The organism is Streptomyces longisporus (genome assembly GCF_039532765.1).
Taxonomy (GTDB): domain Bacteria; phylum Actinomycetota; class Actinomycetes; order Streptomycetales; family Streptomycetaceae; genus Streptomyces; species Streptomyces longisporus.
This window is the reverse complement of sequence record NZ_BAAASG010000007.1, coordinates 50,234-76,346: the sequence shown is the minus strand read 5'-3', so window position 1 is coordinate 76,346 and position 26,113 is coordinate 50,234. Positions and strand designations below refer to the sequence as shown.

21 protein-coding genes, 1 tRNA gene and 1 pseudogene are annotated in these 26,113 nt (G+C 69.3%); 7 read left to right on the top strand and 16 right to left on the bottom strand.

The window, feature by feature from the left end; all coding sequences use genetic code 11:
* Window positions 1–93: 93 nt before the first annotated feature.
* The 4 genes from ABD355_RS11915 to ABD355_RS11900 are packed head-to-tail and all read right to left on the bottom strand — an operon-like array spanning window position 94 to window position 4,667.
* Window positions 94–1,458 carry a GH1 family beta-glucosidase gene (locus ABD355_RS11915; protein WP_344400175.1) on the bottom strand — a complete coding sequence of 455 codons (1,365 nt, stop codon included), beginning with the start codon at window positions 1,456–1,458 and terminating at the stop codon, window positions 94–96.
* Window positions 1,459–1,487: 29 nt separating this feature from the next.
* A complete protein-coding gene (locus ABD355_RS11910; protein ID WP_344401182.1) occupies window positions 1,488–2,327 on the bottom strand; it encodes a carbohydrate ABC transporter permease in 840 nt (279 codons plus the stop codon).
* A gap of 22 nt (window positions 2,328–2,349) precedes the next feature.
* Window positions 2,350–3,345: a carbohydrate ABC transporter permease gene (locus ABD355_RS11905; RefSeq protein ID WP_344400174.1), complete on the bottom strand. Its 996-nt coding sequence runs from the start codon at window positions 3,343–3,345 to the stop codon at window positions 2,350–2,352.
* A 5-nt stretch (window positions 3,346–3,350) separates the two neighbouring features.
* Window positions 3,351–4,667 carry an ABC transporter substrate-binding protein gene (locus ABD355_RS11900; RefSeq protein ID WP_344400173.1) on the bottom strand — a complete coding sequence of 439 codons (1,317 nt, stop codon included), beginning with the start codon at window positions 4,665–4,667 and terminating at the stop codon, window positions 3,351–3,353.
* A gap of 211 nt (window positions 4,668–4,878) precedes the next feature.
* On the opposite strand from ABD355_RS11900, the gene ABD355_RS11895 reads away from it, so the two are divergent.
* Window positions 4,879–6,666, top strand: coding sequence for a coagulation factor 5/8 type domain-containing protein (locus ABD355_RS11895; RefSeq protein ID WP_344400172.1), 1,788 nt, complete (start codon window positions 4,879–4,881; stop codon window positions 6,664–6,666).
* Between the two features lie 842 nt (window positions 6,667–7,508).
* Here the strand turns inward: ABD355_RS11895 and fusA are convergent.
* Window positions 7,509–9,584 carry an elongation factor G gene (fusA, locus tag ABD355_RS11890; protein ID WP_425585729.1) on the bottom strand — a complete coding sequence of 692 codons (2,076 nt, stop codon included), beginning with the start codon at window positions 9,582–9,584 and terminating at the stop codon, window positions 7,509–7,511.
* Between the two features lie 401 nt (window positions 9,585–9,985).
* On the opposite strand from fusA, the gene ABD355_RS11885 reads away from it, so the two are divergent.
* The 3 genes from ABD355_RS11885 (at window position 9,986) to ABD355_RS11875 (ending at window position 12,320) form a co-directional block, all read left to right on the top strand.
* Entirely contained in the window at window positions 9,986–10,441 is a 456-nt protein-coding gene (locus tag ABD355_RS11885; protein ID WP_232650709.1) for a tellurite resistance TerB family protein, read from the top strand.
* Between the two features lie 81 nt (window positions 10,442–10,522).
* Window positions 10,523–11,656 carry an acyltransferase family protein gene (locus ABD355_RS11880; RefSeq protein WP_344400171.1) on the top strand — a complete coding sequence of 378 codons (1,134 nt, stop codon included), beginning with the start codon at window positions 10,523–10,525 and terminating at the stop codon, window positions 11,654–11,656.
* Between the two features lie 154 nt (window positions 11,657–11,810).
* Window positions 11,811–12,320 (top strand): MarR family winged helix-turn-helix transcriptional regulator, encoded by a 510-nt coding sequence (locus ABD355_RS11875; protein WP_344400169.1) that lies wholly within the window; start codon window positions 11,811–11,813, stop codon window positions 12,318–12,320.
* 46 nt (window positions 12,321–12,366) lie between these two features.
* Here the strand turns inward: ABD355_RS11875 and ABD355_RS11870 are convergent, their stop codons facing one another.
* From ABD355_RS11870 to ABD355_RS11845, 6 genes are all read right to left on the bottom strand, one after another.
* A complete protein-coding gene (locus ABD355_RS11870; protein ID WP_344400168.1) occupies window positions 12,367–14,121 on the bottom strand; it encodes a PP2C family protein-serine/threonine phosphatase in 1,755 nt (584 codons plus the stop codon).
* Complete coding sequence (locus ABD355_RS11865; protein WP_344401180.1) at window positions 14,108–15,166, bottom strand: SpoIIE family protein phosphatase; 1,059 nt, start codon at window positions 15,164–15,166, stop codon at window positions 14,108–14,110. The genes ABD355_RS11870 and ABD355_RS11865 overlap by 14 nt, the downstream gene beginning before the upstream one ends.
* Complete coding sequence (locus tag ABD355_RS11860) at window positions 15,166–15,609, bottom strand: anti-sigma regulatory factor (protein ID WP_344400167.1); 444 nt, start codon at window positions 15,607–15,609, stop codon at window positions 15,166–15,168. The genes ABD355_RS11865 and ABD355_RS11860 overlap by 1 nt, the downstream gene beginning before the upstream one ends.
* Window positions 15,609–15,974, bottom strand: a complete 366-nt coding sequence (locus ABD355_RS11855; RefSeq protein ID WP_344401179.1) for an STAS domain-containing protein — start codon at window positions 15,972–15,974, stop codon at window positions 15,609–15,611. The genes ABD355_RS11860 and ABD355_RS11855 overlap by 1 nt, the downstream gene beginning before the upstream one ends.
* A gap of 44 nt (window positions 15,975–16,018) precedes the next feature.
* The gene (locus ABD355_RS11850) at window positions 16,019–16,903 is read right to left on the bottom strand and encodes an STAS domain-containing protein (RefSeq protein WP_344400166.1); all 885 of its coding nucleotides are present in this window, start codon (window positions 16,901–16,903) and stop codon (window positions 16,019–16,021) included.
* Between the two features lie 142 nt (window positions 16,904–17,045).
* Window positions 17,046–18,206 (bottom strand): PP2C family protein-serine/threonine phosphatase, encoded by a 1,161-nt coding sequence (locus ABD355_RS11845; protein ID WP_344400164.1) that lies wholly within the window; start codon window positions 18,204–18,206, stop codon window positions 17,046–17,048.
* Window positions 18,207–18,351: 145 nt separating this feature from the next.
* Between ABD355_RS11845 and ABD355_RS11840 the strand changes: the two genes are divergently transcribed.
* The 3 genes from ABD355_RS11840 to ABD355_RS11830 all read left to right on the top strand — a co-directional run bounded on the left by ABD355_RS11840 (window position 18,352) and on the right by ABD355_RS11830 (window position 21,672).
* Window positions 18,352–18,837: a MarR family winged helix-turn-helix transcriptional regulator gene (locus ABD355_RS11840; RefSeq protein WP_344400163.1), complete on the top strand. Its 486-nt coding sequence runs from the start codon at window positions 18,352–18,354 to the stop codon at window positions 18,835–18,837.
* A 299-nt stretch (window positions 18,838–19,136) separates the two neighbouring features.
* Complete coding sequence (locus ABD355_RS11835) at window positions 19,137–20,696, top strand: FMN-binding glutamate synthase family protein (protein WP_344401178.1); 1,560 nt, start codon at window positions 19,137–19,139, stop codon at window positions 20,694–20,696.
* Window positions 20,697–20,739: 43 nt separating this feature from the next.
* Window positions 20,740–21,672, top strand: coding sequence for a YihY/virulence factor BrkB family protein (locus ABD355_RS11830; RefSeq protein WP_344400162.1), 933 nt, complete (start codon window positions 20,740–20,742; stop codon window positions 21,670–21,672).
* Window positions 21,673–22,022: 350 nt separating this feature from the next.
* Here ABD355_RS11830 and ABD355_RS11825 read toward each other — a convergent pair whose 3' ends face one another.
* The 5 genes and pseudogenes from ABD355_RS11825 to ABD355_RS11805 form a co-directional block, all read right to left on the bottom strand.
* Entirely contained in the window at window positions 22,023–22,247 is a 225-nt protein-coding gene (locus ABD355_RS11825) for a hypothetical protein (protein ID WP_344400161.1), read from the bottom strand.
* Window positions 22,244–22,879, bottom strand: a complete 636-nt coding sequence (locus ABD355_RS11820) for a nucleotide-binding protein (RefSeq protein WP_344400160.1) — start codon at window positions 22,877–22,879, stop codon at window positions 22,244–22,246. Before ABD355_RS11820 ends, ABD355_RS11825 begins: the two co-directional genes overlap by 4 nt.
* A gap of 171 nt (window positions 22,880–23,050) precedes the next feature.
* Window positions 23,051–23,479, bottom strand: a pseudogene (locus ABD355_RS11815) (integrase core domain-containing protein); the annotation flags it as partial.
* A gap of 712 nt (window positions 23,480–24,191) precedes the next feature.
* Window positions 24,192–24,276, bottom strand: a tRNA-Leu gene (locus ABD355_RS11810).
* Between the two features lie 255 nt (window positions 24,277–24,531).
* Window positions 24,532–26,073, bottom strand: a complete 1,542-nt coding sequence (locus ABD355_RS11805; protein ID WP_344400159.1) for an aldehyde dehydrogenase family protein — start codon at window positions 26,071–26,073, stop codon at window positions 24,532–24,534.
* Window positions 26,074–26,113 lie beyond the last annotated feature (40 nt).

Below are 26,113 nucleotides of genomic sequence, written 5' to 3'. Positions count from 1 at the left end.
GCGTACACGACTCGGCAAAATGCCCATGAGCCCGGCGACCGTGCCTGTGCCGGACCCGGGCTCCCGCGCCCGGGTCCGGCACAGGGTCCTGACTCAGGCCGCCCTACGGGCACGTCCCCGGTGTGCGCGGACCATCTCGGCGTAGCGGTGTCCACTGCCCTTGATCGTCCGCACCTGCGTCTGGTAGTCCACATGCACCAGCCCGAACCGTTTGTCGTAGCCGTACGCCCACTCGAAGTTGTCGAGCAGCGACCAGGCGAAGTAACCGGCCAGCGGGGCGCCCTTGCGAAGGGCTGAGGCGCAGGCCGCGAGGTGGCGTTCCAGGTAGTCCTGGCGCTCGGGGTCCTCGACGGTGCCGTCCGGGCGTACGACGTCCGGGTAGGCGGAGCCGTTCTCGGTGACGTACAGGCGCCGGGCGCCGTACTCCTCGGTGAGCCGGAGCAGGAGCGTCTCGATGCCGTTCGGGTCGATCTCCCAGTCCATGCCGGTGCGCGGGACGCCGAGGCGGCGGACCGTACGCACATGGGGTGCCGGGGCCGAGGGGTCGTCGGCGACGGTCGCCGGCATGTAGTAGTTCAGGCCGTGCCAGTCGAGCGGGGCGGCGATCGTCGCCGAGTCGCCGCCCCGCTCCGGGAGTTCGACTCCGTACACCTCGCGCATGTCGGCCGGGAACCCGCGGCCGTACACCGGGTCCAGCCACCAGCGGTTGACGTGGCCGTCCTGTCGCCGGGCGGCCCGTACGTCCTCGTCGCGGTCGGTGGCGGCGTGCACCGTGGAGAGGTTCGTGACGAGGCCGACCTGCGCGGACGGGGCCGCGGCCCGGATCGCCCCGACGGCGAGGCCGTGGCCCAGGAGCAGGTGGTAGGAGGCGCGGACGGCTGCCGTCAGGTCGGTGAGGCCCGGGGCCATCCGGCCTTCCAGATGGCCGATCCAGGCCGAGCACAGGGGCTCGTTGAGGGTGGCCCAGTGCGACACGCGGTCGCCGAGGCGTTCCGCCACGACCGAGGCGTACTCGGCGAAAGCCAGTGCGGTGTCCCGCTCGGGCCAGCCACCGCGGTCCTGGAGGATCTGCGGGAGGTCCCAGTGGTAGAGGGTGACGAACGGCGTGATGCCCGCCGCCAGCAGGCCGTCGATCAACTCGTCGTAGAAGGCGAGGCCCTTGGGGTTCACCGGTCCGTTCCCCTCCGGCATCACCCTCGGCCACGCGATCGACAACCGGTAGGCGTTCGTGCCCAGTCGACGCATCAGGCCGATGTCCTCGCGCCAGCGGTGGTAGTGGTCGCATGCGACATCGCCGTTGTCGTTGTCCGCCACCTTGCCGGGTGTGTGGGAGAAGGTGTCCCAGATCGACGGGGAGCGGCCGTCCTCCGCGACGGCGCCCTCGATCTGGTACGCCGCTGTGGCGGTGCCCCACAGGAAGTCGGGCGGGAAGGCGGCGAGGTCGATGCGCTCGGACACGGAAGTCCCTTCGAAGTGGCTGGAGCGGGTCACTTGACGGCACCTGCCGTCAGCCCGGCGACGAGATAGCGCTGCAGCAGCAGGAAGCCGGCCACCACGGGCACGCTGACGACCAGCGAGGCGGCCATGATCTGGTTCCAGTAGACGTCGTTGAGGGTGGAGTAGCCCTGGAGGCCGACGGCGAGCGTGCGAGTGGTGTCGTTGGTCATGACGGAGGCGAAGAGCACCTCGCCCCAGGCGGTCATGAAGGCGTAGACGGCGACGGCGACGATGCCGGGGACGGCGGCCGGCACGACGATCCGCAGCAGCGCGCCCAGCGGTCCGCAGCCGTCCACCAGCGCCGCCTCGTCCAGGTCGCGCGGCACCGAGTCGAAGTACCCGATCAGCATCCAGATGGAGAAGGGCAGGGAGAAGGTGAGGTACGTGAGGATCAGGCCGCCGCGGGAGCCGAACAGGGCGATGCCGGTGGCGTTGCCGATGTTGACGTAGAGGAGGAACAGCGGGAGCAGGAAGAGGATGCCCGGGAACATCTGCGTGGACAGGACGGTGACCGTGAAGACACGTTTGCCGCGGAAGTCGTAGCGGCTGACGGCGTAGGCGGCGAACACCGCGATCAGCACCGAGCAGACGGTCGCCGCGCCCGCCACGATCAGCGAGTTCACGAAGTAGCGCGCCAGCGGGACCGTCGACCAGATGTCGATGTACGGGCGGATCGTCAGACCGCTGGGCAGCCAGCGGAACGCGCCCGTGACATCGGCGAGGGGCTTCAGCGAGCTGGAGACCATGACGTACACCGGCACCAGGACGAAGCCGGTGAGCAGGGTGAGGAAGATCCGCCGGAACCACAGGAACGAACTCGGCGGAGCCATGGGCGACTTGAACCTCTGGGCCTCAGACATCGGCCGTCCTCCGTCCACGCGAGGTGAGCGCCAGATACCCGCCCGTCACCACCAGCAGGAACAGCAGCAGCAGTACGGACATGGCGGATCCGGTGCCGAAGTTCCAGGTGACGAAGGACGCCTGGTAGATGTGGACCGAGATGAGGTCCGCGGCCTCGGGGGCTGCCTTCCCGAACAGCACGTACGGCGTGTTGAAGTCGTTGAAGGTCCACAGGAAGAGAACCAGGACCAGGACCTGGTTCACGGGGCGCAGGGACGGCAGCGTGATGCGGCGGAGCTGCTGCCACATCCCGGCACCGTCCAGGGCGGCCGCCTCGTACAGCTCGCGCGGGATGTTCTGCAGTCCGGCCATGACGATCAGGAAGGCGAACGGCCAGCCCTTCCACACCGACACGGTGAGCAGCGCGTAGAAGCTGTTGTCGCCGATCAGCCAGAAGGACGGCTTGTCGGTGAGGTGCAGCTGGTCGTGCAGGACGTGGTTCACCAGGCCGTTGTCGTGCTGGAACATGAACACCCAGGTGATGACGGCCGTGTACACCGGCAGGGCGTACGGCACCAGGAACAGCGCCCGCAGCAGGCCGCGGCCGCGGAAGGTGTCCTGCATGAACACCGCGGCCGCGGTGCCGATCAGCCAGCACAGGCCGACCGACAGCAGGGTGAAACCGACGGTGACGAAGAAGGAGTGCAGCAGCGCCTCGCCGACGGGGGCGTCGAAGTTGACCGACACCTTGTAGTTGCCGAGGCCCGACCAGGGCGCGGTGCCCCAGTCGCGGATGTAGAACTGCGTGAGTTCCTTGAAGCTCATCACGATGCCGATGACCATCGGCACGAGGTGGACCAGGAGTTCGAGGATCAGGGCGGGCAGCAGGAGCAGGTAGGGGAGGCCGATACGGCGGATCCGGCCGGGACGGCGGCCACGCGGCTCGCGTGCCGCCGCTCCGGAGGAACTCCCGCTCACCGAGGGCTCCTTGAGGGCGGTGGTCGTCATCGGGCTCACTTCGCCGGCATCTGCTGCTGGGCCTTCTCGAGCGCCGCCTTCACCGATTCGGCGGTCACCGCGCGCCCGGCCGCCGCGTCCGCGAACAGGTCCTTGACGGCCGTACCGACCGCCGTCTCGAACTGCGACTCGTCGGCGACCTGCGGCAGCGCGGCCGCGCTCGTCGCAAGGGTCTGCTTCAGCACGGAGTCGGAGGCGCTGTTGAACGCGGCATCCGACTGGGCGGTCTTCACGGGCGGGATCGAGCTGTACGCCGTGTTGAGGATCTTCTGCTCGGCGTCGCTGGTCATGAACTTCACGAACTTCGTGGCGCCGTCGAGGTTGTGGGTGTTCTTGAAGACGGCGAGGTTGATGCCCGCGACCATCGAGTTGACTTGGGTGCCGGTGCCGGGCGTGCCGGACTGCACGGGCACGGGCGCGATGCCGTACGAACTGGCGCTCATACCCTGCGACTTGAGGTTGGCGGCGGCGGACTGCCACAGCAGCATGGCCTGCTTGCCCTTGGCGAAGTCGCTCACGGACTGGTTCTGCGCGTACTCGGCGTCGCCGGTCGGGATGACCTTGTCCTTGGCCATCAGGTCGACGTACTGCTCGACGGCGTCGACCACCTTGGGGTTGGTGAAGTCGGGCTTGCCGTCCGCGGTGAAGAAGTCGCCGCCGTGCTGCTTGGCGAAGACGAAGACGTGGTGGATGTTCTCCGAGAGGTTCGCCCCCTCGGCACCCAGCGGCGACCTGCCCCTCGCCTTGATCTTCCTGCCGTCCGCGACCAGTTCGTCCCAGGTGGCCGGGGGCTTGGAGATGCCGGCGTCGGCGAAGATCGCCTTGTTGTAGTAGAGGGCGTAGGCCATCGAGTACAGCGGTACGGCCGCCGGGTCCTTGCCCTGCGCGCCCGTCGAGCCGAGCGCCGAGTCGACGAAGCGGTCCTTGCCGCCGATCTTCGCGAAGTTCTTGGCGTCCCACGGCAGCAGGGCGCCGGTGGCCTGCAAAGAGGCGCTCCAGGTGTTGCCGATGTTGAGGACGTCGGGGCCCTGGCCGGAGGTGGTCGCGGTGAGGATCCGGTTCAGCAGATCCGACCAGGGGACCACCTCCAGGTTCACCTTGATGCCCGTCTGCTTTTCGAACTTGTCGAGTTCGGGCTGCAGGACCTTCTTGTCCACGGCGATGCTCGCGCCCTGGTTGGAGGCCCAGTAGGTGAGCGTCTTCGGCGAGTCGTCGGACCCGCCGCCGGTCGACGAACCGCCTCCGCAGGCCGAGGCGGCAAGGGCGAGTGACAGGGTGACGGCGCCTACGGCCGCGGCTCGGATGCTGCGCATGGCTCCCGGTGTCCCTTCGGGGATTGCACTCATGGCTTAATTTAGGACGTGAGTTAAACCTCAAGGGATAGCCGCGTCAAGGGGTGCGGCAACGCTTGCGGAACTCCGGTCGCACCTCTTGACGCACCCGTTCGGGTAGTTGAAGCATTCACCGGCGAGAGAGCGCTCCCAAACCCCGCCTCGTTCACTTTCTGAACAGGAGAGCCGCCCCATGCCCCTGCCTGACTCCGGCCTGCCCCCCGTGGGCCGCAGAACCGTCCTCGGTGCAGCCGCCGCATCCGCGCCCGTGGTGCTCGGTCTGTCCGCCCGTGCGTCCGCCGCCCCGTCGTCGCGGGGGAAGCCGAAACTCCTCCCCGGCGGCGGCGACCTCGGCCCCAACGTCCTGGTCTTCGACCCGTCCACCCCGGGCATCCAGGCCAAGCTGGACGAGGTGTTCCAACAGCAGGAGTCAGCCCAGTTCGGCACCGGCCGCTACGCGCTGCTGTTCAAGCCGGGCACCTACAACGGCCTCAACGCCCAACTCGGCTTCTACACCTCGATCATGGGCCTGGGCCTCTCCCCCGACGACACCACCATCAACGGGGACGTCACGGTCGACGCGGGCTGGTTCAACGGCAACGCGACGCAGAACTTCTGGCGTTCGGCGGAGAACCTGGCCCTCGTTCCCGCGAACGGCACCAACCGGTGGGCGGTCGCACAGGCGGCCCCCTTCCGCCGTATGCATGTGCGCGGCGGCCTCAACCTCTCGCCCACGGGCTACGGCTGGGCGAGCGGCGGCTACATCGCCGACAGCCGTATCGACGGACAGGTCGGACCGTACTCGCAGCAGCAGTGGTACACCCGGGACAGCGCGATCGGCAGCTGGCTCAACGGCGTCTGGAACATGGTCTTCTCCGGCGTCGAGGGCGCCCCCGCGCAGAGCTTCCCGAACCCGCCGTACACCACGCTGGACACCACCCCGGTCTCCCGCGAGAAGCCCTTCCTGTACGTCGACGGCACCTTTGGCCTCCGCGTGTTCCTGCCGGAGAAGCGGACGAACGCCCGAGGCGTCACCTGGGGCAACGGCACCCCGCGAGGCACCTCACTTCCCCTGTCCCAGTTCTACGTCGCCAAGCCGGGCGTCTCCGCGGCCACCCTCAACCAGGCTCTCAAGCAGGGCCTTCACCTCCTGCTGACGCCGGGGATCTACCACCTCGACCAGCCGATCCAGGTGAACCGCGCCAACACGGTCGTACTGGGTCTGGGTTACGCAACTCTCCTGCCCACCAACGGAGTTACCGTCCTGCGGGTGGCCGACGTGGACGGCGTACGCCTGGCGGGCCTCCTGATAGACGCCGGACCGGTCAACTCCCCCACCCTGCTGGAGATCGGCCCGCGCGGCGCCTGGCGGGACCACTCCGCCAACCCGACCACCGTGCAGGACGTGTTCGTCCGGATCGGCGGCGCCGGCGCCGGTAAGGCCACCACCAGCATGGTCATCAACAACAGGCACACCATCGTCGACCACACCTGGGTCTGGCGCGCCGACCACGGCGACGGAGTCGGCTGGGACACCAACCGCGCCGACTACGGGATCGTCGTGAACGGCGACGACGTGCTGTGCACCGGCCTGTTCGTCGAGCACTTCAACAAGTACGACGTGCAGTGGTACGGCGAGCGGGGCCGCACGATCTTCTTCCAGAACGAGAAGGCCTACGACGCCCCGGACCAGGCCGCGATCCAGAACGGCTCGGTGAAGGGCTACGCGGCCTACAAGGTCGGCGACGGCGTCACCGCGCACGAGGGCTGGGGCCTGGGCAGCTACTGCTACTACGACGTCGACCCGACGATCGTGCAGCACAACGGCTTCACCGCCCCGAACCGGCCCGGCGTGCGCTTCCATGACCTGCTGGTGGTCTCCCTGGGCGGAAAGGGCCAGTACGAACACGTCATCAACGACACGGGCACCCCGACGTCGGGAACGTCGACGGTGCCGTCAACGGTGGTGTCGTATCCGTGAGCGGGGGCGCGGCCCCGCCGGTGCACGGGAGGGGCCGCCGTGTCGGTCACTGGGCCGCGATCGGGCCGGCGCGCGGCCAGTGGGAGGGGCCGTGAAGGTGCCGCGGCCTGCGTGCGGCGGACAACGGCCGTACGGTGTTGTCACCGACGCGGCGCCCCGACGTCCAGGGATCGGCCGTACCGCGCACGGGCGCTGCCGTGCCGGGGCGCCCACGCCCGGGCAGGTCCCGTGGGACGGGCCGCAAGTGTCACCCGGCACGAACCTGCCGGCAGCGTGCCGCTTGGGGCGGCACGCGCGGGCAGCCCCCGTAGTACCGGGCCGCGCGACCCCGCCCGCATACAACAGGCCCCGTGGGACGGGCCGCAAGTGTCACCCGGCACGAACCTGCCGGCAGCCGTGCCGCTTGGGGCGGCACGCGCAAGCAGCCCCCCATAGCGCCGGGCCGCGCGAGCCCGCCCGCGTACAACAGGTCCCGTGGGACGGGCCGCAAGTGTCACCCGGCATGAACCTGCAGGCAGCCGTGCCGCTTGGGACGACACGCGCAAGCAGCCCCCCATAGCGCCGGGCCGCGCGAGCCCGCCCGCATACAACAGGTCCCGTGGGACGGGCCGCAAGTGTCACCCGGCACGAACCTGCGGGCAATCGTGCCGCTTGGGGCGGCACGCGCAGGCAGCCCCCGTAGTGCCGGGCCGCGCGACTCCGGGTGCGGCGTGACAACGGCCGTACGGGCTCGCCACCGGTGCCCGGACGCCAGGACGTCGACCGTAGCGTCCACGGGCGGTGCCGTGCCCCCCGATCAGCGGGCGGCCCCTACCCGCGTACGGCAGGGGCCGCCTTCTCGGTTACCGGACCGGTGTCACCGTCGGTGCCGGTGCGTAGCCCGTGGGTCGGGCCGTGAAGGTGCCGCGGCCCTGTGTCCGGCTGCGCAAGCGGGTTGCGTAGCCGAAGAGTTCGGCCAGGGGCACGGTGGCCGTGACGACCGCCGCGCCGCCGCGCGTGGCCGAGCCCGAGACGCGGCCGCGGCGGGCGGCCAGGTCGCCGAGGACGCCGCCGACGGCGTCCTCGGGGACGGTGACCGTGACCTCGACGACGGGTTCCAGGAGAACCATCGCGCAGGCCCTCAGGGCCTCCCGGAGGCCGAGCCTGCCCGCCGTGCGGAAGGCGGTCTCCGAGGAGTCCTTCACATGGGTCGCCCCGTCGGTCAGGGTCACGCGCAGCCCGGTCACCGGGTGACCGCCGAGCGGTCCCTCGGCGAGGGCGTCCCGGCAGCCGGCCTCGACCGCCCGCACGTACTCCTGCGGCACCCGCCCGCCGACTACGGCCGAGCGGAACTCGAACCCGGCTTCCAAGGGCTCGACGTCGAGGACGACATGCGCGAACTGGCCCGCTCCACCGTCCTGTTTGACATGCCGGAAGACCAGCCCGGACACCCCGCGCCCGACCGTCTCGCGGTAACTCACCCTCGGACGGCCGACGTTGACCTCGACCCCGTGGGCGCGCCGGAGCTTCTCCGCCGCGACCTCGAGGTGCAGCTCACCCATCCCGGACAGCACCGTCTGGCCGGTCTCGGGGTCCGTGCGCACCACGAGCGAGGGGTCCTCCTCGGCCAGCCGTGCGAGCGCCGAGGCCAGCTTGTCGGCGTCGGTGGAGCTGCGGGCCTCGACGGCCACGGAGACCACCGGCTCCGCGACACCCGGCGGTTCGAGCACGATCGGCGCGCCGGGGGCACACAGGGTCGAGCCGGCGCGGGCGGACTTCAGGCCGACCACGGCGACGATGTCCCCGGCAACCGCACGGTCCACGTGCGTGTGCCGGTCGGCCTGCACCCGCAGGATCCGCCCGATCCGCTCGGTGCGGCGCGCGCCCGCGTCCCACACGGCGTCTCCCTTCCCGATCGTTCCCGAATACACGCGTACGTACGTCAGCCGCCCCGTCGGGGTGGCATTCACCTTGAACGCCAGCGCCGCGAACGGCGCCGCCGGATCGGCCGTCCGCTCCTGCTCCGTACCGTCGAACGTGCCTTGTACGGCGGGCACGTCGAGCGGCGAGGGCAGATACGAGACCACGGCGTCGAGCAACGGTTCGATCCCGCGGTTGCGGTACGCCGAGCCGCACAGCACGACGACGCCCTCGCCGCTGCGCGTCAGCTCGCGCAGCGCGGCGGCAAGCGTCTCCGATGAGAGGGCCCCGACCAGGCAGAACTCCTCCAGCGCACCGGCGTGCAGCTCGGCCACCGCCTCCTCCAGCAGCCGCCGACGCCGCGCCGCCTCGGCCCGCAGTTCCTCCGGCACCGGACCCTCTACGGCCGTGTCGGCACCGTCGGCCCAGACCAGCGCCCGCATGCGGACGAGGTCCACGACACCGCGGAACCCGTCCTCCGCCCCGATCGGCAACTGCACGACCAGCGGCGCCGGATGCAGCCGCTCGCGGATCGACGTGACGGCCGTGTCGAGGTCGGCGCCCGCACGGTCCAGCTTGTTGACGAACGCGATCCTCGGCACGCCGTGCCGGTCGGCCTGCCGCCACACGGACTCGCTCTGCGGCTCGACCCCGGCGACGGCGTCGAACACCGCGACCGCCCCGTCGAGCACTCTCAGCGAGCGCTCCACCTCGTCGGCGAAGTCCACATGCCCGGGGGTGTCGATGAGGTTGATCCGATGGCCGTCCCAGGCGCAGCTGACCGCCGCGGCGAAGATGGTGATGCCGCGATCGCGCTCCTGCGGATCGAAGTCGGTGACGGTGGTGCCGTCGTGGACCTCACCGCGCCGGTGCGTGGTCCCGGTGGCGTACAGGATCCGCTCGGTGACAGTGGTCTTGCCCGCGTCGACATGGGCGAGGATGCCGAGGTTGCGGACGACGGCGAGGGCGTTGAGGTTGGTGCGCACGGCCCGTTGGCCTTTCTGGTGATCGCTGATCATCGGCGATGATCGGAACAGGGCAGCGCGATTCCCGGGCGAACGGTTCCGACCACTCGGCGCCGGTGAATACGGCGGACCGCGTCAGACGTTCGTCACGGGCATCCGGTACCGGCCGCGCAGCGGGCACCGGACGGACCAGGACACGAGGATCACCTCGAACTGCGAGCAGGGGACGACGACATGGGTGCGGTAACGCACGGCCGTCCTCCTCACTCGTCCCCGCGCGTCACGGCGACGCACGGTGCGTGGCGAGTGTAGGGAAGTCGGAGCGGGCGCGGCACCGGATTTTTCCGGCGGCACGCAGCAGGTGAACTCTCCTGGAACGGACGGAACTTATCCTCCGCGCCACGAGTTTCCACGGTGCTGTAGATCTCTTACGACACCGAACACATGGAGTTCTCATGGCCCTGTGGGACCGCATCAAGGAATCCGCGTCGACGATGCAGACCCAGCTCGTGGCGAAGAAGAACGACCTGAAGAGCGGAGCGTTCCGCGACGCCAGCATGGCGATGTGCGCCCTGGTCGCCGCCGCCGACGGCACCATCGACCCGGCCGAGCGGCAGCGCGTGGCCCAGTTGATCGCCACCAACGAGGTCCTGCAGAACTTCCCGGCCGACGATCTGCGCCGCCGCTTCGAGGAGAACCTGAACAAGCTGACGACGGACTTCGCGTTCGGGAAGGTCAGTGTGCTGCAGGAGATCGCCAAGGCGAAGAAGAAGCCCGCCGAGGCCCGGGCCGTCGTCCAGATCGGCATCGTCATCGGGGGCGCCGACGGCGACTTCGACAAGACGGAGCAGGCCGTGGTGCGGGAGGCCTGCTTCACCCTCGACCTGCCGCCGCACGAGTTCGACCTCTGATCCGGCGTCTGCCTGAGCTGCGGTGCCCTGGCTCACTTCTCCGGTTGGTTTACGTCGCGCAGAACCGGTGAGGCGCGCAGGATGTCCCACCCCCAGACCACAGCCGTGACTCAGGCAAGACACCCATCAAAAGACGCAGGTTCCGCAGGCGGTGTGCGGCAAGGGCGGGTGAAGCAGCGCGACGCCTATTTCGACAATGCGAAGTATCTGGCGATCGTGCTGGTGGCGATGGGCCACGCGTGGGAGCCGCTGCGGGACGGCAGCCGGACCGTCACCGCGCTCTACGACCTCGTCTATGCCTTCCACATGCCGGCGTTCATCGTGATCTCCGGGTACTTCTCCCGCGGTTTCGACGCAAGCCCGGCGAAGATCAGACGACTCGTGACCGGCATCGCCGTTCCGTATGTCGTCTTCGAGACGGCGTACACCCTTTTCACCCGCTGGACAGACGGCGTTCCGGACCGGCCGATCACCCTCCTGGACCCCTTGTATCTGACGTGGTTCCTGGTGGCGCTGTTCATCTGGCGGCTGACCACCCCGCTCTGGCAGAAGGTGCGCCGGCCGCTGCCGGTGGCGCTCCTCGTCGCCATGCTGGCGACCGTCTCTCCGTCCATCGGCAACGACCTCGATCTGCAGCGGGTGCTGCAGTTCCTGCCGTACTTCGTGGTCGGCCTGTGCCTGCGGCCGGAGCACTTCCGGCTGGTACGCCGCTGGAAGGTGCGCATCCTGGCCGTGCCGGTGTTCATCTGTGCGCTCGCCGCCGCGTACTGGGCGGTGCCTCGGATGACCGGTGCCTGGTTCTTCCATCGCGACAGCGCCCAGGAGCTGGGCGCTCCCGCCTGGTACGGGCCGGTGATGACCCTGGCCACGTTCGGCTGCTCGATGGTCCTGGTCGCCTGCTTCCTGGCCTGGGTGCCGGGTCGCCGCCTGTGGTTCACCGCACTGGGCGCGGGCACGCTGTACGGCTACCTGCTGCACGGCTTCATCGCCCAGGGGTCGAAGTTCTGGGGCTGGTACTCCCCCGCCTGGATCCACGGTCCGCTCGGCGAGATCACCGTCACCCTCGTCGCCGCCGCGATCGTGACCGCGCTGTGCACACCGCCCGTCCGCCGTGTCTTCCGCTTCGTGGTGGAGCCGACCATGGGGTGGGCGTTCCGACGGGACACGGCCGGGGTGGTGCCGGGCCGCGGCGCGCAGGGTGTAGCGGGTCAGTGAGGTGACCGCGGGCCCGCTTCCGTCCCGCGCCGCCGGCGCTGTCCGTGCGACGTCCGGCCGATCCGGGAGCGGCTTGCCCCCCTTGCCTTCGGGTACAGCGGTTGAATGAGGATTGTCTCTGCAGCGTCCGAAACCCAGTGAAAGCGATGTGTTCGTGACCCGTCTCGACGGCCCAGGCGACGACCGTGAGGAGAGGCCGGGCGACGGCCCGGACGCCGTCGCGTCGGAGATCGCCGACGCTGTGGAGAGTCTGACGAACCTGTGGTCGCTGGCTGCCCAGGAGGCGGCCGTGCGCCTGTCCCTGCACCAGCTTCGGGCGCTGCGGACGCTGCAGACGGCACCTGGCCTGAACCTCACCACGCTGGCCGAGCGCCTTGACATAGGGCTTCCCACGGCGAGCCGGCTGTGTGACCGGCTGGAGGCGGCGGGGATGCTGGAACGAACTCTGCACCCGCAGAAGCGCCGCGAGGTCCGGCTGAGCCTCACCCTGCAGGGACGCCGAGTACTGGATGATGTGGCGTCGCGCCGGGCGGACGTACTGACGCTCGCGTTGGCAGCCATGGAACCGGCGGAGCGGTCGGCTCTGAGTCGCGGGATGAGGGCCTTCCTCGCCGCTCGCAGCGAGGTGCCGCCCGCTCCGGAGGAGCGGCCTGGCGAGCGGTGACCAAGAGCACTGCCGGCGGGTGCGGCGGGACCTCCACGCATCGGCGTCAGTCCATGTCCGTCCCTGTCGGCCGCCCGGAACTCACGAACGGAGCGGTGCGGCACAGCAGGAGGCAGACGTCGTCGTCGCGTTCGGACTCGTGGACCAGGGGTTTGAGGAGGGACTCGGAGCACGCGTCCAGGTCTTCGAGGTCGGGCTCGTGCAGTGCCGCCAGGGTCTCGGAGAGCAACTCGATCCCGGCGTCCATGCCCTGCGCGCGCCGCTCGATCAGACCATCGGTGTAGAGCACCAGAGTCGAACCCGCTTCGATCTCGGTCGTGTGGTCCGTGTACTCGAACGGGATCGGCACCCCCAGCATCACCCCCGGCCTGTCGTCCAGGACACGCACGGCGCCGCCGGGAGCACGCAGCACGGCCGGCGGGTGGCCGGCGGCGGCCCATGTCACCTGGAGGTCGCCGGGCCTGAAGCGCGCGATCATGGCGGTGGCGTAGAGGTTGGGCTGCTGGTGGCAGAGCATGCGGTGCAGTCGTGTGAGGATCCGGGCGGGGCTGGTCTCCTCGATCGCGTACGCGCGCAGTGCCGTGCGCAGCTGGCCCATGATGACGGCGGCGTGCAGTCCGTGTCCGGTGACGTCTCCTATGACGGTCAGCAGGCTGCCGTCGGGTTGGAAGAAGGCGTCGTACCAGTCGCCGCCGATGTTGAGGCCGCGGGTGGCGGGCAGGTACCGGGCCGCCAGGTGCAGGCCGTCGGCGGTGGGGAGGTCGGTGAGCTGGGCGCGCTGCAGTTCCTCGGCGGTGTCCCGATGCTGTTCGTAGCGCAGGGCGTTGTCCAGGCCGATGGCGACACGACGAGCCAGTTCGAACAGCATGAGGCTGGTGTCGGCGTCGAAACGGTCCCCGGGTGCCGCGAGCGTCAGGACGCCGAGGGATCGCCGCACGGTGAGGGGGATGCACAGCAGAGGACGATCCGGCGACAGGGCAGAGGGCGGGAGGTCGTCGGTGCCGGGCAGGTCACCGGGGTGCGGTCCGGCGTGCTGCGGGCGGTCGGTGCGGGCGGCGGCCACTGCGGCGGCGGAGTGGCGGCCCTTTCCGGCTGCTTGTTCCTCCTTGTCGAAGAGCCAGACGTCGACCTCGCTCGCGTACTCCGGAATGAGCAGTTCGGGCAGACGGCGCACGATGGTTTCGTGGTCGAGCGAGGCGGTGACGACCGCGCTGGCGTTGGCGAGGAAGGTCAGCAGGCGTCGCGCCTTCTCGGCCTCGCCTCGCGCGGCCCGTTCCGCGTCGAGCAGTTGCTGCTGCGTCAGCGCGGCGGCGTCCAGTTCGGCGTGCAGGGCCAGCACGCCCTGGTTGGTCTGGTGCAGTTCCTCACGGTGGAGACGGAGCAGGTTCTCCGACTCGTCCAGCCTCTGCAGGACCTCCGCCGTCTCCTCGTCCGCCGCCAGCAGGGCTTCGGCCAACGCGGTGTCGTCCCGCTGCGCCGGGAGGGACGGGCCCTGCGCCCTATTCGGGTCGGGGCAGGACAGGGCCAGGTGCCACGACGAGGCAGGTTCCGGGGACAGCGTGACCGGCTGTACGACAGCCCGTACCTGCACGCCCCCGTCCGGGCCTGGTTCCTGGACGGTGAGGGTGAGTTCTGCGCCGCCTTGCCCGAGAGACTGCCGCAACTGTGCGGTGAGCGCGGTGAGGAACCGCGCCCTTTCGATCTCGGGCGCGCCCAGGGAGGCCGCGAGGTGCGCCACGAAGGCCCGGGCTCGGGCGGCCTCCGCAGCTGTGGTGATCTTCCGGACGTCAGGCGAGGTCATGGTGTCGGTCCACGGGGTCGGAGGCCAGGACGGCCACGCTGGTGTCGTCGCGCACCGGGCTGGCAGCGCTGCTGGCATCACGCAGGAAGGTCGCCGCGACCACCGCCGGGTCATGGGTGAAGAGGTCGGCGTCGTCGGACGGCACCCATCGACTGGGCAACCCGTCGCTGTGCAGGACGAGCAGGCTCCCAGGCCGCCAGGGCAGGCGACGTACGGGCACGGTCGCCGGAAACTGGGCGCCGACGATTCCCGGGTGGGAGATCAAGTGGTCCCAGGAGGCGCCGACATGCAGCCGGGCACCGATGTTGCCGACGCCGGCGAACGCCAGTTGCCCGCTGTCGGTGTCGACTTGTGCCACGGCGACCGCGGCGCCTCGGGTGGGCCGAAGCGCCGGGTGCATGTGGCGCAGGATCTCCTCCGGTGGCAGGTGTGCCGAGCGGTGCAGTTCAGCAACGGCGGCCTCGGACGCCTGCGCCGCCCTGGCGCCGTGGCCGAGGCCGTCGGCGAGCATCAGGGTCAGGCGGCTGCCCGACCGGGCGAAGCTCCAGGCGTCTCCCGAGTGCTCGGCCCGGTCGAGCGGTACGTTGATCCCGCCCGCCCTCGGGCCCTGCTCCCTCCGTTCCCGACGCCGTGCGGGCTCCTGGTCGAAACGGGCGACCGCGACGGTACCGCGGGGGGTGCTGTGCAGGTCGAATTCGCTGGATATGCGCAGGCAGGTACCCAGGCCGGCGCCCAGCGACGCCTCGCTGGTGGTGTACCCGTCACGGATGGCCGCAGTGATGTCCTGGATGCCTGGACCGTAGTCGATGGCTGTCACCTGCACCCCGGAGGTGCGTGTGACTCCGGGCTGGTCGACGAGGTCGACCAGGACGCGACCACCATGGGCGTGCTTGACCAGGTTGGTGGCCAGCTCGGTGGCGACCAGGGCAGCGACCGCGGTGCGGTGGGAGTCGAGACGTACATGTGAGCTGGCCGCCTCGACCGCCACCCGGACGTCCCGTACTCGGGTGGAGTCGTGCACCGGGATGTCCCAGACCCGCGCCATCACGCCCCCGACCGTGCCGCGGGTACGCCTGTGGTCCACGAGATGACCGTGACAGTGGTGCCGCGACCGGGTTCGGTGTCGATCTCGAACTCGTCGACGAGGCGTTTGGCACCGCTGAGACCCAGTCCCAGACCACCACCACTGGTGTACCCGTCGGTCATGGCGAGCTCGACGTCGCGGATGCCGGGGCCTCTGTCGACGAAGGACAGCCTCAGCCCCTGAGCCATGCCTGCAGTCAATCGCACGATTTCCACGTGCCCGCCACCTCCGTGGACCAGGGTGTTGCGGGCCAGCTCGCTGGCGGCGGTGACCAGCTTCGTCTGCTGCACCAGCCCGAATCCGAGGTCGGCCGCGCTCTGGCGTACCTGCTGACGGACCCACGCGAGGTCCACGTCCGAGCGGATCGGCAGGCTGGTTTCGACGGCGGGGTCGGAGGCCGGCATCACGTCGCCCTCTCGTGTCCGTCAGGGGCGCTCGGTGTGGACGTCCGGGCGAGGAGTTCCAGCGCGCGGTCGATGTCGAGCGCGGTGGCCAGCCCCGGCAGGGTGAGGCCCAGCTCGACCAGAGTGATCGCCACGGCCGGCCGCATGCCGACGAGGACCGTGCGGGCCGCCAGCAAGCCGGCGCTCGCCGCGATCTCCGCGAGGATCCGTCCCAGGAAGGAGTCGACGGTCTCCACACCGGAGATGTCGATGATCACACCGTTCGCCCCGCTGCCGGCGATGCGATGGCTGATGTCCTGCTGGAGTTGCTCGGCCGTGCCGTCGTGCAGCTCCCCCTGAAGGGTGACCAGCAGAGTCTCCCCCATCACCAGGACCGGCACCACGCTCGTGTGGCCCGGGAAGGGAGCGGTCACCGCATGCTCGCACGGGGAGAGACTTCGATGCCCAGCCGGCTGAGGGCGTAGGCCAGGGCGTCGGCGAGTGAGGCGCGGGTGAGGACCGAGCCGAGATCGATGCCGAGTTGCACGATGGTCTGTGCGATGGCCGGACGGATGCCGGAGACGATGCACTCGGCGCCCATCAGTCGTGCCGCGGCCACCGTCTTCATCAGGTGCTGAGCGACGAGCGAGTCGACCGTGGGGACACCGGTGATGTCGAGGATCGCGTACCGGGCACGCTGTTCCACGATGCCCTCCAGCAGGGACTCCATGACGACCTGGCTGCGGGCGCTGTCCAACGTACCGATGAGCGGTACGGCGACGACGCCCTCCCACAGACTGATGACCGGCGTGGCGACTTCGAGCAGTTGCTGCCGCTGCCGTGCGATCAGCTCCTCGCCCGAGCTCAGCGCCGCCTGCATCACCACCAGCCGCAGAGTACCCATCAGGACGGTCAACGCCAGCAGGCCCTCGGCCGCCTCGGGCGAGGAGGGATCGGGGAACTCAGCCCTCAGCAACTCGGCGACCGGCTCCCGCAGGGCGGCCACCTCGTCCGCGATCCGGGCCGGGCTCGAACCCGCCCGGGTCCGGGTACCGGACATGCCTCCCAGTTGGTCGCGCACGCTGTCGAAGCCGGGCGAGGCGATGTCCTCCAGGCGTCCGGCCGAGGCGACGTCGGACAGCGCGTCCACGACGGCTTTGCACGCGTCGACCGCTTCCTCCCGCGATACGGTGAACACGGTCCGGAAGAGCGGCGCATCGGCCCAACGTTGAGCGATCTGCTCTCGGCGGCGCTCCAGGAAAGTTCCCAGTCGGCGGGCCGTCGACCCGACCGCCTCTTGCTCCGACACCTTCATCGTCTCCTCTGTACAGGGTCACCGATCGACCGCATCTGAGACGCAATTATTGCCTCATGGCAAACGTTAGCGTCGGCGGTCTGATGCAAACAACACAGGATCGCCATACCGCTACGGGCGACCGGGCGATTCCGGACTTCGGTCAGATTCCGTGCCAGTCGAGGCAGACGACGAGCGCGTCGTCGTCGGCGACCGAACGACCGCGGTGACCGGACAATTCCCGGAGGATGGCGCGCGGGACCTCGGCAGCCGGCAGCAGCCGGGTGGCCTGGACAGCCCGGGCCAGCGCGGCATCGCCGTACGCCTCCCCCTTGGGATCGGCGACCGCGTAGACCCCGTCACTGACGAAGACGAGCCGGTCACCGGCCTCCACCTGGAACTCCTGGACCACGTAGTCGGTCTCTTCGAACATGCCCAACGGGAGCTGCGCCTCGAAGGTGACGCGTTCCACCGCGCCGTCACGCAGCCGCAGCAGACGCGGGGAGCCCGCGTCCACGACCGTGGCGCAGCCCGTGGTGAGGTCGAAGTCGAACATCAGCACCGACAGGTAGCAGCGGCCCCGGTAGTGGGCGTACACCGCCTGGTCGGCCAGGGCGGCCTGGTCGTCGATGGCGAGCCCGGCGCGCCGGGCGTTGCGCAGGGCGTTGATGGCCAGGTTCGTCAGCAGGGAGGCCTCTATCCCCTCACCCATGCCGTTGGTGACGTACAGCATCAGGTGGTCGGCCGTGGCGGACCAGTCGAAGTTGTCACCGAAGATCCCGTACGCCGGCTCCAACTGCGCGGCCAGATCGTATTCCGGGCGGGAGCAGGAGCGCCCTGGAAGCAGTTGCCACTGCATCTCGGCGGCCAGCGTAAGCCGGTCCTTGCGCCGGGCCTGGAGGTAGATGTCGGTGTCCCGCTCCGCGACGACCACCTCGTGGCCGAGCACCTCCGCGATGTCGGAGAGCTCACCGAGCAGCTCCCGGACCCCGCTGTCGGGCGGCAGGGTCACGGACAGCACACCCAGCCGGTCCCCGCGCACACTGACGGGAAGGTGCACCCGCGCGCGGCCGTTGCGATCTGCTTCGACGACCGGCTCCTGGGCGCCGAAAGCACGGCCCGCCGCGCTGTTGTGCACGGACACCGGCTTCACGGTCTGCGGCAGCACCGCGACCGGTTGAAGCACGGTGAGGCCGTAGTCGGCCATCAGGAGGTCGACCGACTCCGCCGCGTACTGCTCGACCAGCACACGACGGACGGCGTCGAGCAACTCGTGGGGTGCCGCTGCGCGCAGAGCCCGCTCAGCGATCACATATCTGTTCACGGTGGTAAACACACCTATCCTTGGGCGACACTTACGGGCCTCGCTCGCGACGAGGCCGCTCGATAGCCGCGTCAAGCCGTCCGAACCATCTGTTGCCCCTACGGGCACCTAGTACGCTGGCGCCCGTCCCAGTGCCTGCGAGAGTGTGACAGTGGCCGCCTTCCGCCCCCGCCAGAAACCCGTCGAGGTCGCCCGAGTGACCGCGACGGCTGGGGAGTTGCTGGAAGTCCTGTGGGGCCGAGCATCCACCGCGCCGGCGTCGGCGTCGCAAATGCGGGTGCTGCTGACCCTGGAGCACCAGGACGGCATCAACCTGCGCACGCTGTGTGACGCGCTCGCCTCCACGCCCCCCGCCACCAGTCGGCTCTGCGACCGGCTGGTCGCAGCCGGCTTCGTCGAGCGCGTGATCAGCAAGGCCGACCGGCGCGAGGTCAGGTTGCACCTCAGCAACCGGGGTCGCACCTTCCTCGACGAGCTGCGCGCGCGCAGGGAACATGAGCTGCAGGCGGTGCTGCAGCTCATGCCCGTCGGCAAACGCGCGGCGCTACTGGAGGGGTTGGAGGCGTTCTGCGACGCGGCGGCACTGCAGATACACGTGAACGGGGCAGAGCCGGGAAACCGCACGGCCTGAACGCCGAGTGGTCTCCGCCCACCGGAACATTCCACTTCCTTCCCCCTGCGGTACGACACGGTTACTTTGTTGGCCTAGGGTCATTGTTGTCAAATGGCAATGAACGTCTTGAGGGCCTTCATGGTTTCGAATACCCCCAGACCGCCATCGGTCGACTGTGGGCCTCACCTCGACGGAGAACGCGTCTGATCTCAGTGTTTCCGGGTAAGCGGGCAAAGTGCCCTTGCGGTGCGGGCCGCGTAGGAGAGTGAAGAGTGCGGGCGTTGATCTCGGGCTTGGCCCGGTTGCTGTTCTTCGCGATGGTGACTTGCGGCGCCATCGTCTTCGTGGTTCTCTCGCTGCTCGTCACCGCGTGGTGCTGGGTGCCGGCCGCGGTGCTGCTGGTGCTGACGGCGGTCGGCGTGAGCGATCTGCTGCAGCGTCGGCACTCCATCCTCCGCAACTACCCGATCCTCGGACACCTGCGGTTTCTGCTGGAAGCCGTACGGCCGGAACTCCAGCAGTACTTCATCGAGCGCAACTTCGACGGCCGACCCTACGACCGTGACGTGCGCTCCATCGTCTACGAGCGGGCCAAGGGAACGGACGCGGAAGAGCCGTTCGGCACGGACCGTGATGTGGACGCCATCGGGTACGAGTACCTGGTTCCGTCGATGGCACCGAAACCGGTCGCCGATCGTCCACCGAAGGCGCGGATCGGCGGGCCCGGCTGTACCCAGCCCTACGACATGGCGCTGTTGAACGTGTCGGCCATGAGCTTCGGCGCCCTGTCCACCCGCGCGATCCTGGCGTTGAACCAGGGCGCCGCACGCGGTGGGTTCGCCCACGACACCGGCGAGGGCGGCCTGTCCGAATACCATCTCGGGCCCGGTGGCGACCTCATCTGGGAGATCGGCACCGGGTACTTCGGCTGCCGTACGAAGGACGGCGACTTCTCCGAGGGGGAGTTCGCGGACAAGGCCGCCCATCCCCAGGTCAAGTGCGTCTCACTGAAGCTCTCGCAGGGCGCCAAGCCGGGCATCGGCGGAGTTCTGCCCGGCGGCAAGGTCAACGCCGAGATCGCCCGTGTCCGCGAGGTGCCGCAGGGACGGACGGTGATCTCACCGCCGTACCATCGCGTCTTCGCAACCCCGCGGGAACTGGTGCAGTTCATCGCCCGCATGAGAGAGCTGGCCGGCGGCAAGCCCACCGGGTTCAAACTCTGCCTGACATCCCGGATGCAGTTCCTGGCGGTGTGCAAGGCGATGCTGGCCGAGGACGTCACCCCGGACTTCATCGTGGTGGACGGCGCCGAGGGCGGTACGGGCGCGGCACCCCTGGAGTTCGCCGACCACCTCGGCACCCCGCTGACCGAGGGCCTGACCACCGTGCATGCCGCCCTGGTCGGTACCGGTCTGCGGGACCGGATCAAGATCGGCGCGAGCGGCAAGGTCGCCACGGGCGCCGACATCGTCAAGCGCCTCGTCCAGGGCGCGGACTACACCAACGCCGCCCGCGCCATGATGTTCGCACTCGGCTGCATCCAGGCCCAGCGCTGTCACACCAACACCTGCCCGACCGGGGTGACCACGCAGGATCCCCGCCGGGCCCGCGCCCTGGACGTCGCCGACAAGGCCGAGCGGGTGCGCCGCTTCCAGGAGGCGACCGTGCGCAGCGCCCTGCAGATCATGGCCTCCATGGGTGTCGGCGACCCCACGGAGCTGCGCCCGAACATGCTGCGCCGGCGCGTGAGCCCGACCACCGTCCTGCCCGGCGACCAGCTGTACGGCCTGCTCCAGCCGGGGCAGTTGCTCGCCGAACCGCCGCCGAGCTGGGCCGCGGATTGGGCCGCGGCCGACCCCGACCACTTCGCCGTGTAGAGCGGAATCGCGCGCGGCAGCGGATGGGCGGGCAGCTATGAGGATGCCCGGTCAATCCCTGCGGGAAGAGACGATCATGGATGACACTGACGGCCGTAAGCAAGAGTGGTGGGCGGCGCTGTGCCGCACACCGGTGGCGGTCTGGAACGATGACGTCACCGACTGGGCCGCCGCTCTGACCTACTACGCCGTTCTCGCCCTGTTCCCCGTCCTGTTGGTGATTCTCTCGGTTCTGGGGCTGACCATGCCCGCTACGACGCCTGAGGTGATCGACCGGGTGACCGGGGTCGTCCCGCTCACCTCCCGCGGGCTGCTGCGCGATGCTCTTCTGCAGATGACCCAACAGTCGTCCGCGGCTTGGATGCTGGTCTTCTTCGGCGTCGCGGGGGCGTTGTGGTCGGGCTGCAGCTATCTGAGTGTCTTCCGCAGGGCCCTGCACGCGATCCATCGCGCCGACGCACACCGGCCGGCATGGCGCACCGCCCCGCGTATCGTCATCACGGCGATCGTACTGATCAGCCTCCTGCTCACCACGACCCTCGCGCTGTTGGTGAGCGGAAGCCTGGCCAGGCGCCTGGGCCGGGCCTTCGACCTGGGCACCGTCCCCCAGACCGCGTGGGACGCGTTGCGCTGGCCCGCCCTGGCTGCGGTGGCGGTCGCCCTGGTCCTGGTGCTCTACCGGTCAGGTCCCGCTCCCTCGAGACGGGTGCGGAAAATGGCGCCGGGTGGTGGGCTGGCGGTCGCGCTTGTGCTGACCATCTCTTACGGCTTCACCCTCTACGCCTCGCATGTGAGCACCTACCACCGTCTGTACGGTTCACTGGCGGGCGTGGTGGTCTTTCTCGTCTGGTTGTGGCTGTCCAATCTGGCCCTCTTGATCGGCGCTCAGTTCAACGTGGAGCTGGCGAAACCGGCCCCGCGTCGATCGGCAGCGATTACTGCCTCAGCGTCGCCGACCCCACAACCTCCCAACTGATCGTCTGCTTCATGAAGGTGCGGCGGGTTTGCGTCGGCCTGCCCCTTGGCCCAGAAACGACGAAATACCGGCGAGTAACGTGACTCGACCGGTAATTCGTGAAAGTACAGGGACGATCTCGTGATCGTCCCTCACTGGTGTCCGAGGGGCGAGTCGACCACTGACGATACGCTCGTGCCGGCGCAGGGGCGGCTCAAGCTCCAAGAGCCGGGCGCTCTCACTGCCTCCCCATGAGAACCGGCATCTAGCGGACGCATACTTCCTGGCCTCCGCCATCCAACGAGGCCACCAACGCAGTCAAAACCAGTGGGCGAGCGGAGGCCTGTGCACGCACGACTGCGTCATCCGGCCTACGGGTCGCTCCTCGGGGGTCGCAGTGCGGCGGCGCCTGCCCGCATCATCGCGGCCACCGGTGACCTCGCCCATTGCACGAGGTCACGCGGCAGGCCGGTGTCGAGCTCGACGCTCACCCGGACGTATCGGGTGTCCAGCCGAGCGACTTCGACGAGACGCGGTACGACCGCCTCCGGGCCGCGCTGCAATGCGGCCCGGTAGGTGTCCTTGCGCTGGTTCATGCCGTGTCCTGTCGCTTGACGAGTTCTTCTGCGAGATCCATGTACGCCGAGCCTTTGGCCACCACCGGACTTCCGAATGACTGGGCGTACAGGTCGAGCCGCGGGATGTGGGTGGACAGCACGTCGAAACCCCGCTCGGTGAGAGCTTCGCGGGCGTCGGCGTCGGGACCGGTCCGCGTGGCGTCGGCCCGGTTCGTTCGGTTCAGCAGGACGGCGGCGTGGGCCGGGTGGGCGCGCAGGGACTGTACGTCGCCCATCTCGCCCCCGATGGGCGCCATGCGGTCCAGCTCGATAGGGGCCGGAGTGACCGGCACGATCCATTCGCTCGCGTATCTCATGATGCTGCGGGCGATGTGCGAGTGGTCCTCCATCTGCGGAGCGTCGAACACGACGGCCTGCCGCTCGCCCAGGAAGTCATTCACGCGCCGGTGCACATCGCCCACCGGCAGGGCGACCACGGGCAACGGGAAGCCACCTGCCAATTCGCTCCAGCGCAACGCGGAGGAAGCGGGGTCACTGTCGACCAGCAACGGCGGGATGCCCAACTCGTGAAGTGCGTGGGCCAACCAGACCGCGCTGGTCGTCTTTCCCACTCCGGGCTTCAGGTTCACAAAGGCGTAACTCAGCGTCACACGAGTCAACGTAGGGTCGCGCGCGGCCGCCGACCGCCGACTCGGGCCACACAGTGCCATCGTTCACCCTGCGGCGCTGGTGAATCATTCGTATGGGCCAGTACAGATGTCGTCCTCTTCGGGCGCCACGGGGAGCGGGACCTGCGGGTGCCGATTAATCATCCGGCCTGGTCAAGCCGCATGTTCGTACTCACGTAGGGTTCCACCCAGCCGGTCCCGTCGGCGCACCTCCAGGTCCCTGCTCGTCTCTGGCAGGCTGCTCGGTTCGGGTAGCGGGCGGAACGGAGCGGCTTGCTTCAGCGTTCGGTGCGGCCGGTGCTGGTTGTAATGGGCCTCGAACTCCCGGAGTGAGTGGAGCAGGTGGCTCCGGTTCCAGATCAAGGTGCGGTCGAGGAGCTCCCTGCGGCATGTCTGTATCCACCGCTCCGTGAGCGAGTTCATTAGGGGTATCCGGATGCCGGTGGTGACGACCTTCAGTCCTGCGTCGGCAAGCAGGTCGTCGAAGGCGGCCGTGAACTTTGAGTCGCGGTCGCGGATGAGGAACTTGGCCTTGCTGCCAGCGTCCTCGAGGTCCATGAGGAGGTTGCGTCCGAGCGCAGCTTCGCGTGCCCGGTGGGATCGAAGTGCCTGAACCGCTTGGGAGCGGAGTGCCGCTTCGGTGTGGCGTAGGTGAACGGGATCCGCTTGTCACGGGGAGCGGCTGGAACCGTCACATGCCGCTGCGTCGAAGGGGCCGCCGTGGCGACCGAGGCGGGCAGCAGTCCCGCCATCAGTACCCCGGCCGTCACCACCGCCGTACGACGGATCCGCCGGCCACTCCACGCGGCCCGGCCGTGTCTCCACCTCGTCGTCCTCGCCACGATGTGCCTCCCCCTCCCCTTCAAACCGCTCAAGACTCCTGGATCGGAGCGATTTGAGTGCGCATCAGAGCGGAGGCATAGGTCGGTCAAGGCCCCCGCTAATCATCACGCTAGGTCCCGAGATCAACACGAGAAGCAAAGCCTCTCCACAGGAAAAACAAAAGAATCACCAGGACTTGAGTGCAACTTGATGCGCATACGTCAAAAACGGACCCCAAGTGGGCCCTGTCCGATCCGTTGCCCCGCCGTCGTCACTCAATGGATCAACGAAGCGCAGGCAGACAAGCAGGCGGCACGCAAGAAGCTCGACACGCCACCTGCCGCCACTCGAAAGAAGGAAAGAGAAGAAGAACCCACTCTACGAAGCCTTCGGGATCACGATCAGTTACGAACACGCAGATAGGGCCGCGACCGTAAGGTCGCGGCCCTTGTCCGCGTATCGCTGTAGCGAGTGTCCGAGGGGGGACTTGAACCCCCACGCCCGATAAAGGGCACTAGCACCTCAAGCTAGCGCGTCTGCCATTCCGCCACCCGGACCAGGTGTCTGCCGCCTGGCCGGGGGTGTTCCCCGCGGCGACATGGACAACAATACCAAGCTTTCGGAGTGCCCTTCACCTGCATATCCGCCCCTCGGGCAGCGGCTCCGGACGGCCGGGCGCGGGCAGCAGAGCCCGCCACGCGAGGTGACCGCACGACTACGGCCGCGAGGTCCAGCGCGGCACCTTCAGCGGGATCGCGCCATGCCGAGGTGATCGCCGGGTGGCGCCCCTGGGGGCGCCACCCGAGCGTCTGTCACGGCATGAGGTGGTAGTCCGGGAAGTTCCCCGGCAGCCGCTCTCCCGCCGGGCCCCGGGTCACGGCACGCACCAGCAGCTCGCCGCCGACGAAGGCGCCGCGCCAGGACGCGCCGAAGCCGCCGAACAGCTCGTCGCGGTCGCCGCGGGAGCGCGGCTTGCCGTGGCCGACCTTGAAGGCCCGGATCTGCGGGGCCAGCCGGTCGAAGGTCGCCCTGTCGTCCGTGGAGAGGGTGGCCACCAGCGCGCCGTTGGACGCGTTCATCGCGGCCAGCAGCTCCGCCTCCGTGTCGACCAGGACGATGCTGTCGACCGGGCCGAACGGTTCCGCGTGGTGCAGGGGTGAGGACGGCGGCGGGTTGAGGAGCGTCACCGGATGGACGTACGCCGAGGTGTCCTGGCCGGGCAGGAACCTGCCGTCGGACTCGCTGCCGCGGTGCAGCGGGACCGCGCCCCGGTCGATGGCCTCGGCGACCTGGTCGCGCAGTTCCTTGGCCTTGGCCGCGTTGATGACCGGCCCGAAGTCCAGCTGCGGATACGGGTCGTCGGCGTGCTCGACCGCCAGCGGGTGTCCCACCTTCAGCGTGCGCACTGCCGGGAGGTACGCCGCCAGGAACTCGTCGAACAGCTGCCGCTGGACGACGAAGCGCGGGTACGCCGTGCAGCGCTGCTTGCCGTAGTCGAAGAGCTTCGGGATCACCGCGGTGAGCGCGTCCCAGTCCGAGTGGTTCCAGATGCCCCAGGTGTTGAGTCCTTCCTGTTCGAGCACATGGCGCTTGCCGAGGTCGGCGACGGCCGTGGCGACCGCCGCGCCGGTGTCCCGGCCGCCGACGAAGGAGACGCAGCCGATCTCGGGCGCCCGTACCAGCGCCTGGGACAGCTCGCCCCCGCTGCCGCTGACGAGGGTGGCGGGGATCCCCTCGCGGGCGGCGAGCGCACAGGCCAGGGTCAGACAGGCGAGGCCGCCGTCGGTCGGGGTCTTGGCGATCACCGCGTTGCCTGCCAGTGTCTGGACCAGCATGGCGTGAACGAGCACGCTCATCGGATAGTTCCAGCTCGCGATGTTGGACACCGGGCCGTCCAGCGGGGTGCGCCCGTCGAGCATCGGATCGATGCCGTCGACGTACCAGCGCACGCCGTCGATGGCCCGGTCGACGTCCGCCTGCGCGAGCCGCCAGGGCTTGCCGATCTCCCACACCAGGAGCAGGGCGAGCAGTTCCCGGTGTTCGGTGAGGGCGTCGAGCGTGGCCGCGACGCGGGCGCGGCGCTCGTCGAGGGGGACGTGCCGCCAGGCGCGGTGCTGGTCGAGCGAGGCGCGCACGGCCTGGTGTGCGGTGTCGCGGTCGAGGCGGGGCGGGCCGGCGATGGGGCTGCCGTCGACAGGGCTGCTGGCGGGCAGGGCCCGGCCGTCGGCCTGCCAGGCGGAATTCCAGAGGTTGAGGACGCGATCGTCCCGGAAGGCCTCCGGGGCGACGGACAGGCAGCGCTGCCAGGCGTGGGCCCAGGAGGTGCCTGATTTGAGGGTGAGGGTTGTTGCCATAGGGGTTTCTCCGCTCTCGGTGCACAGTCGGGGGCGGGGG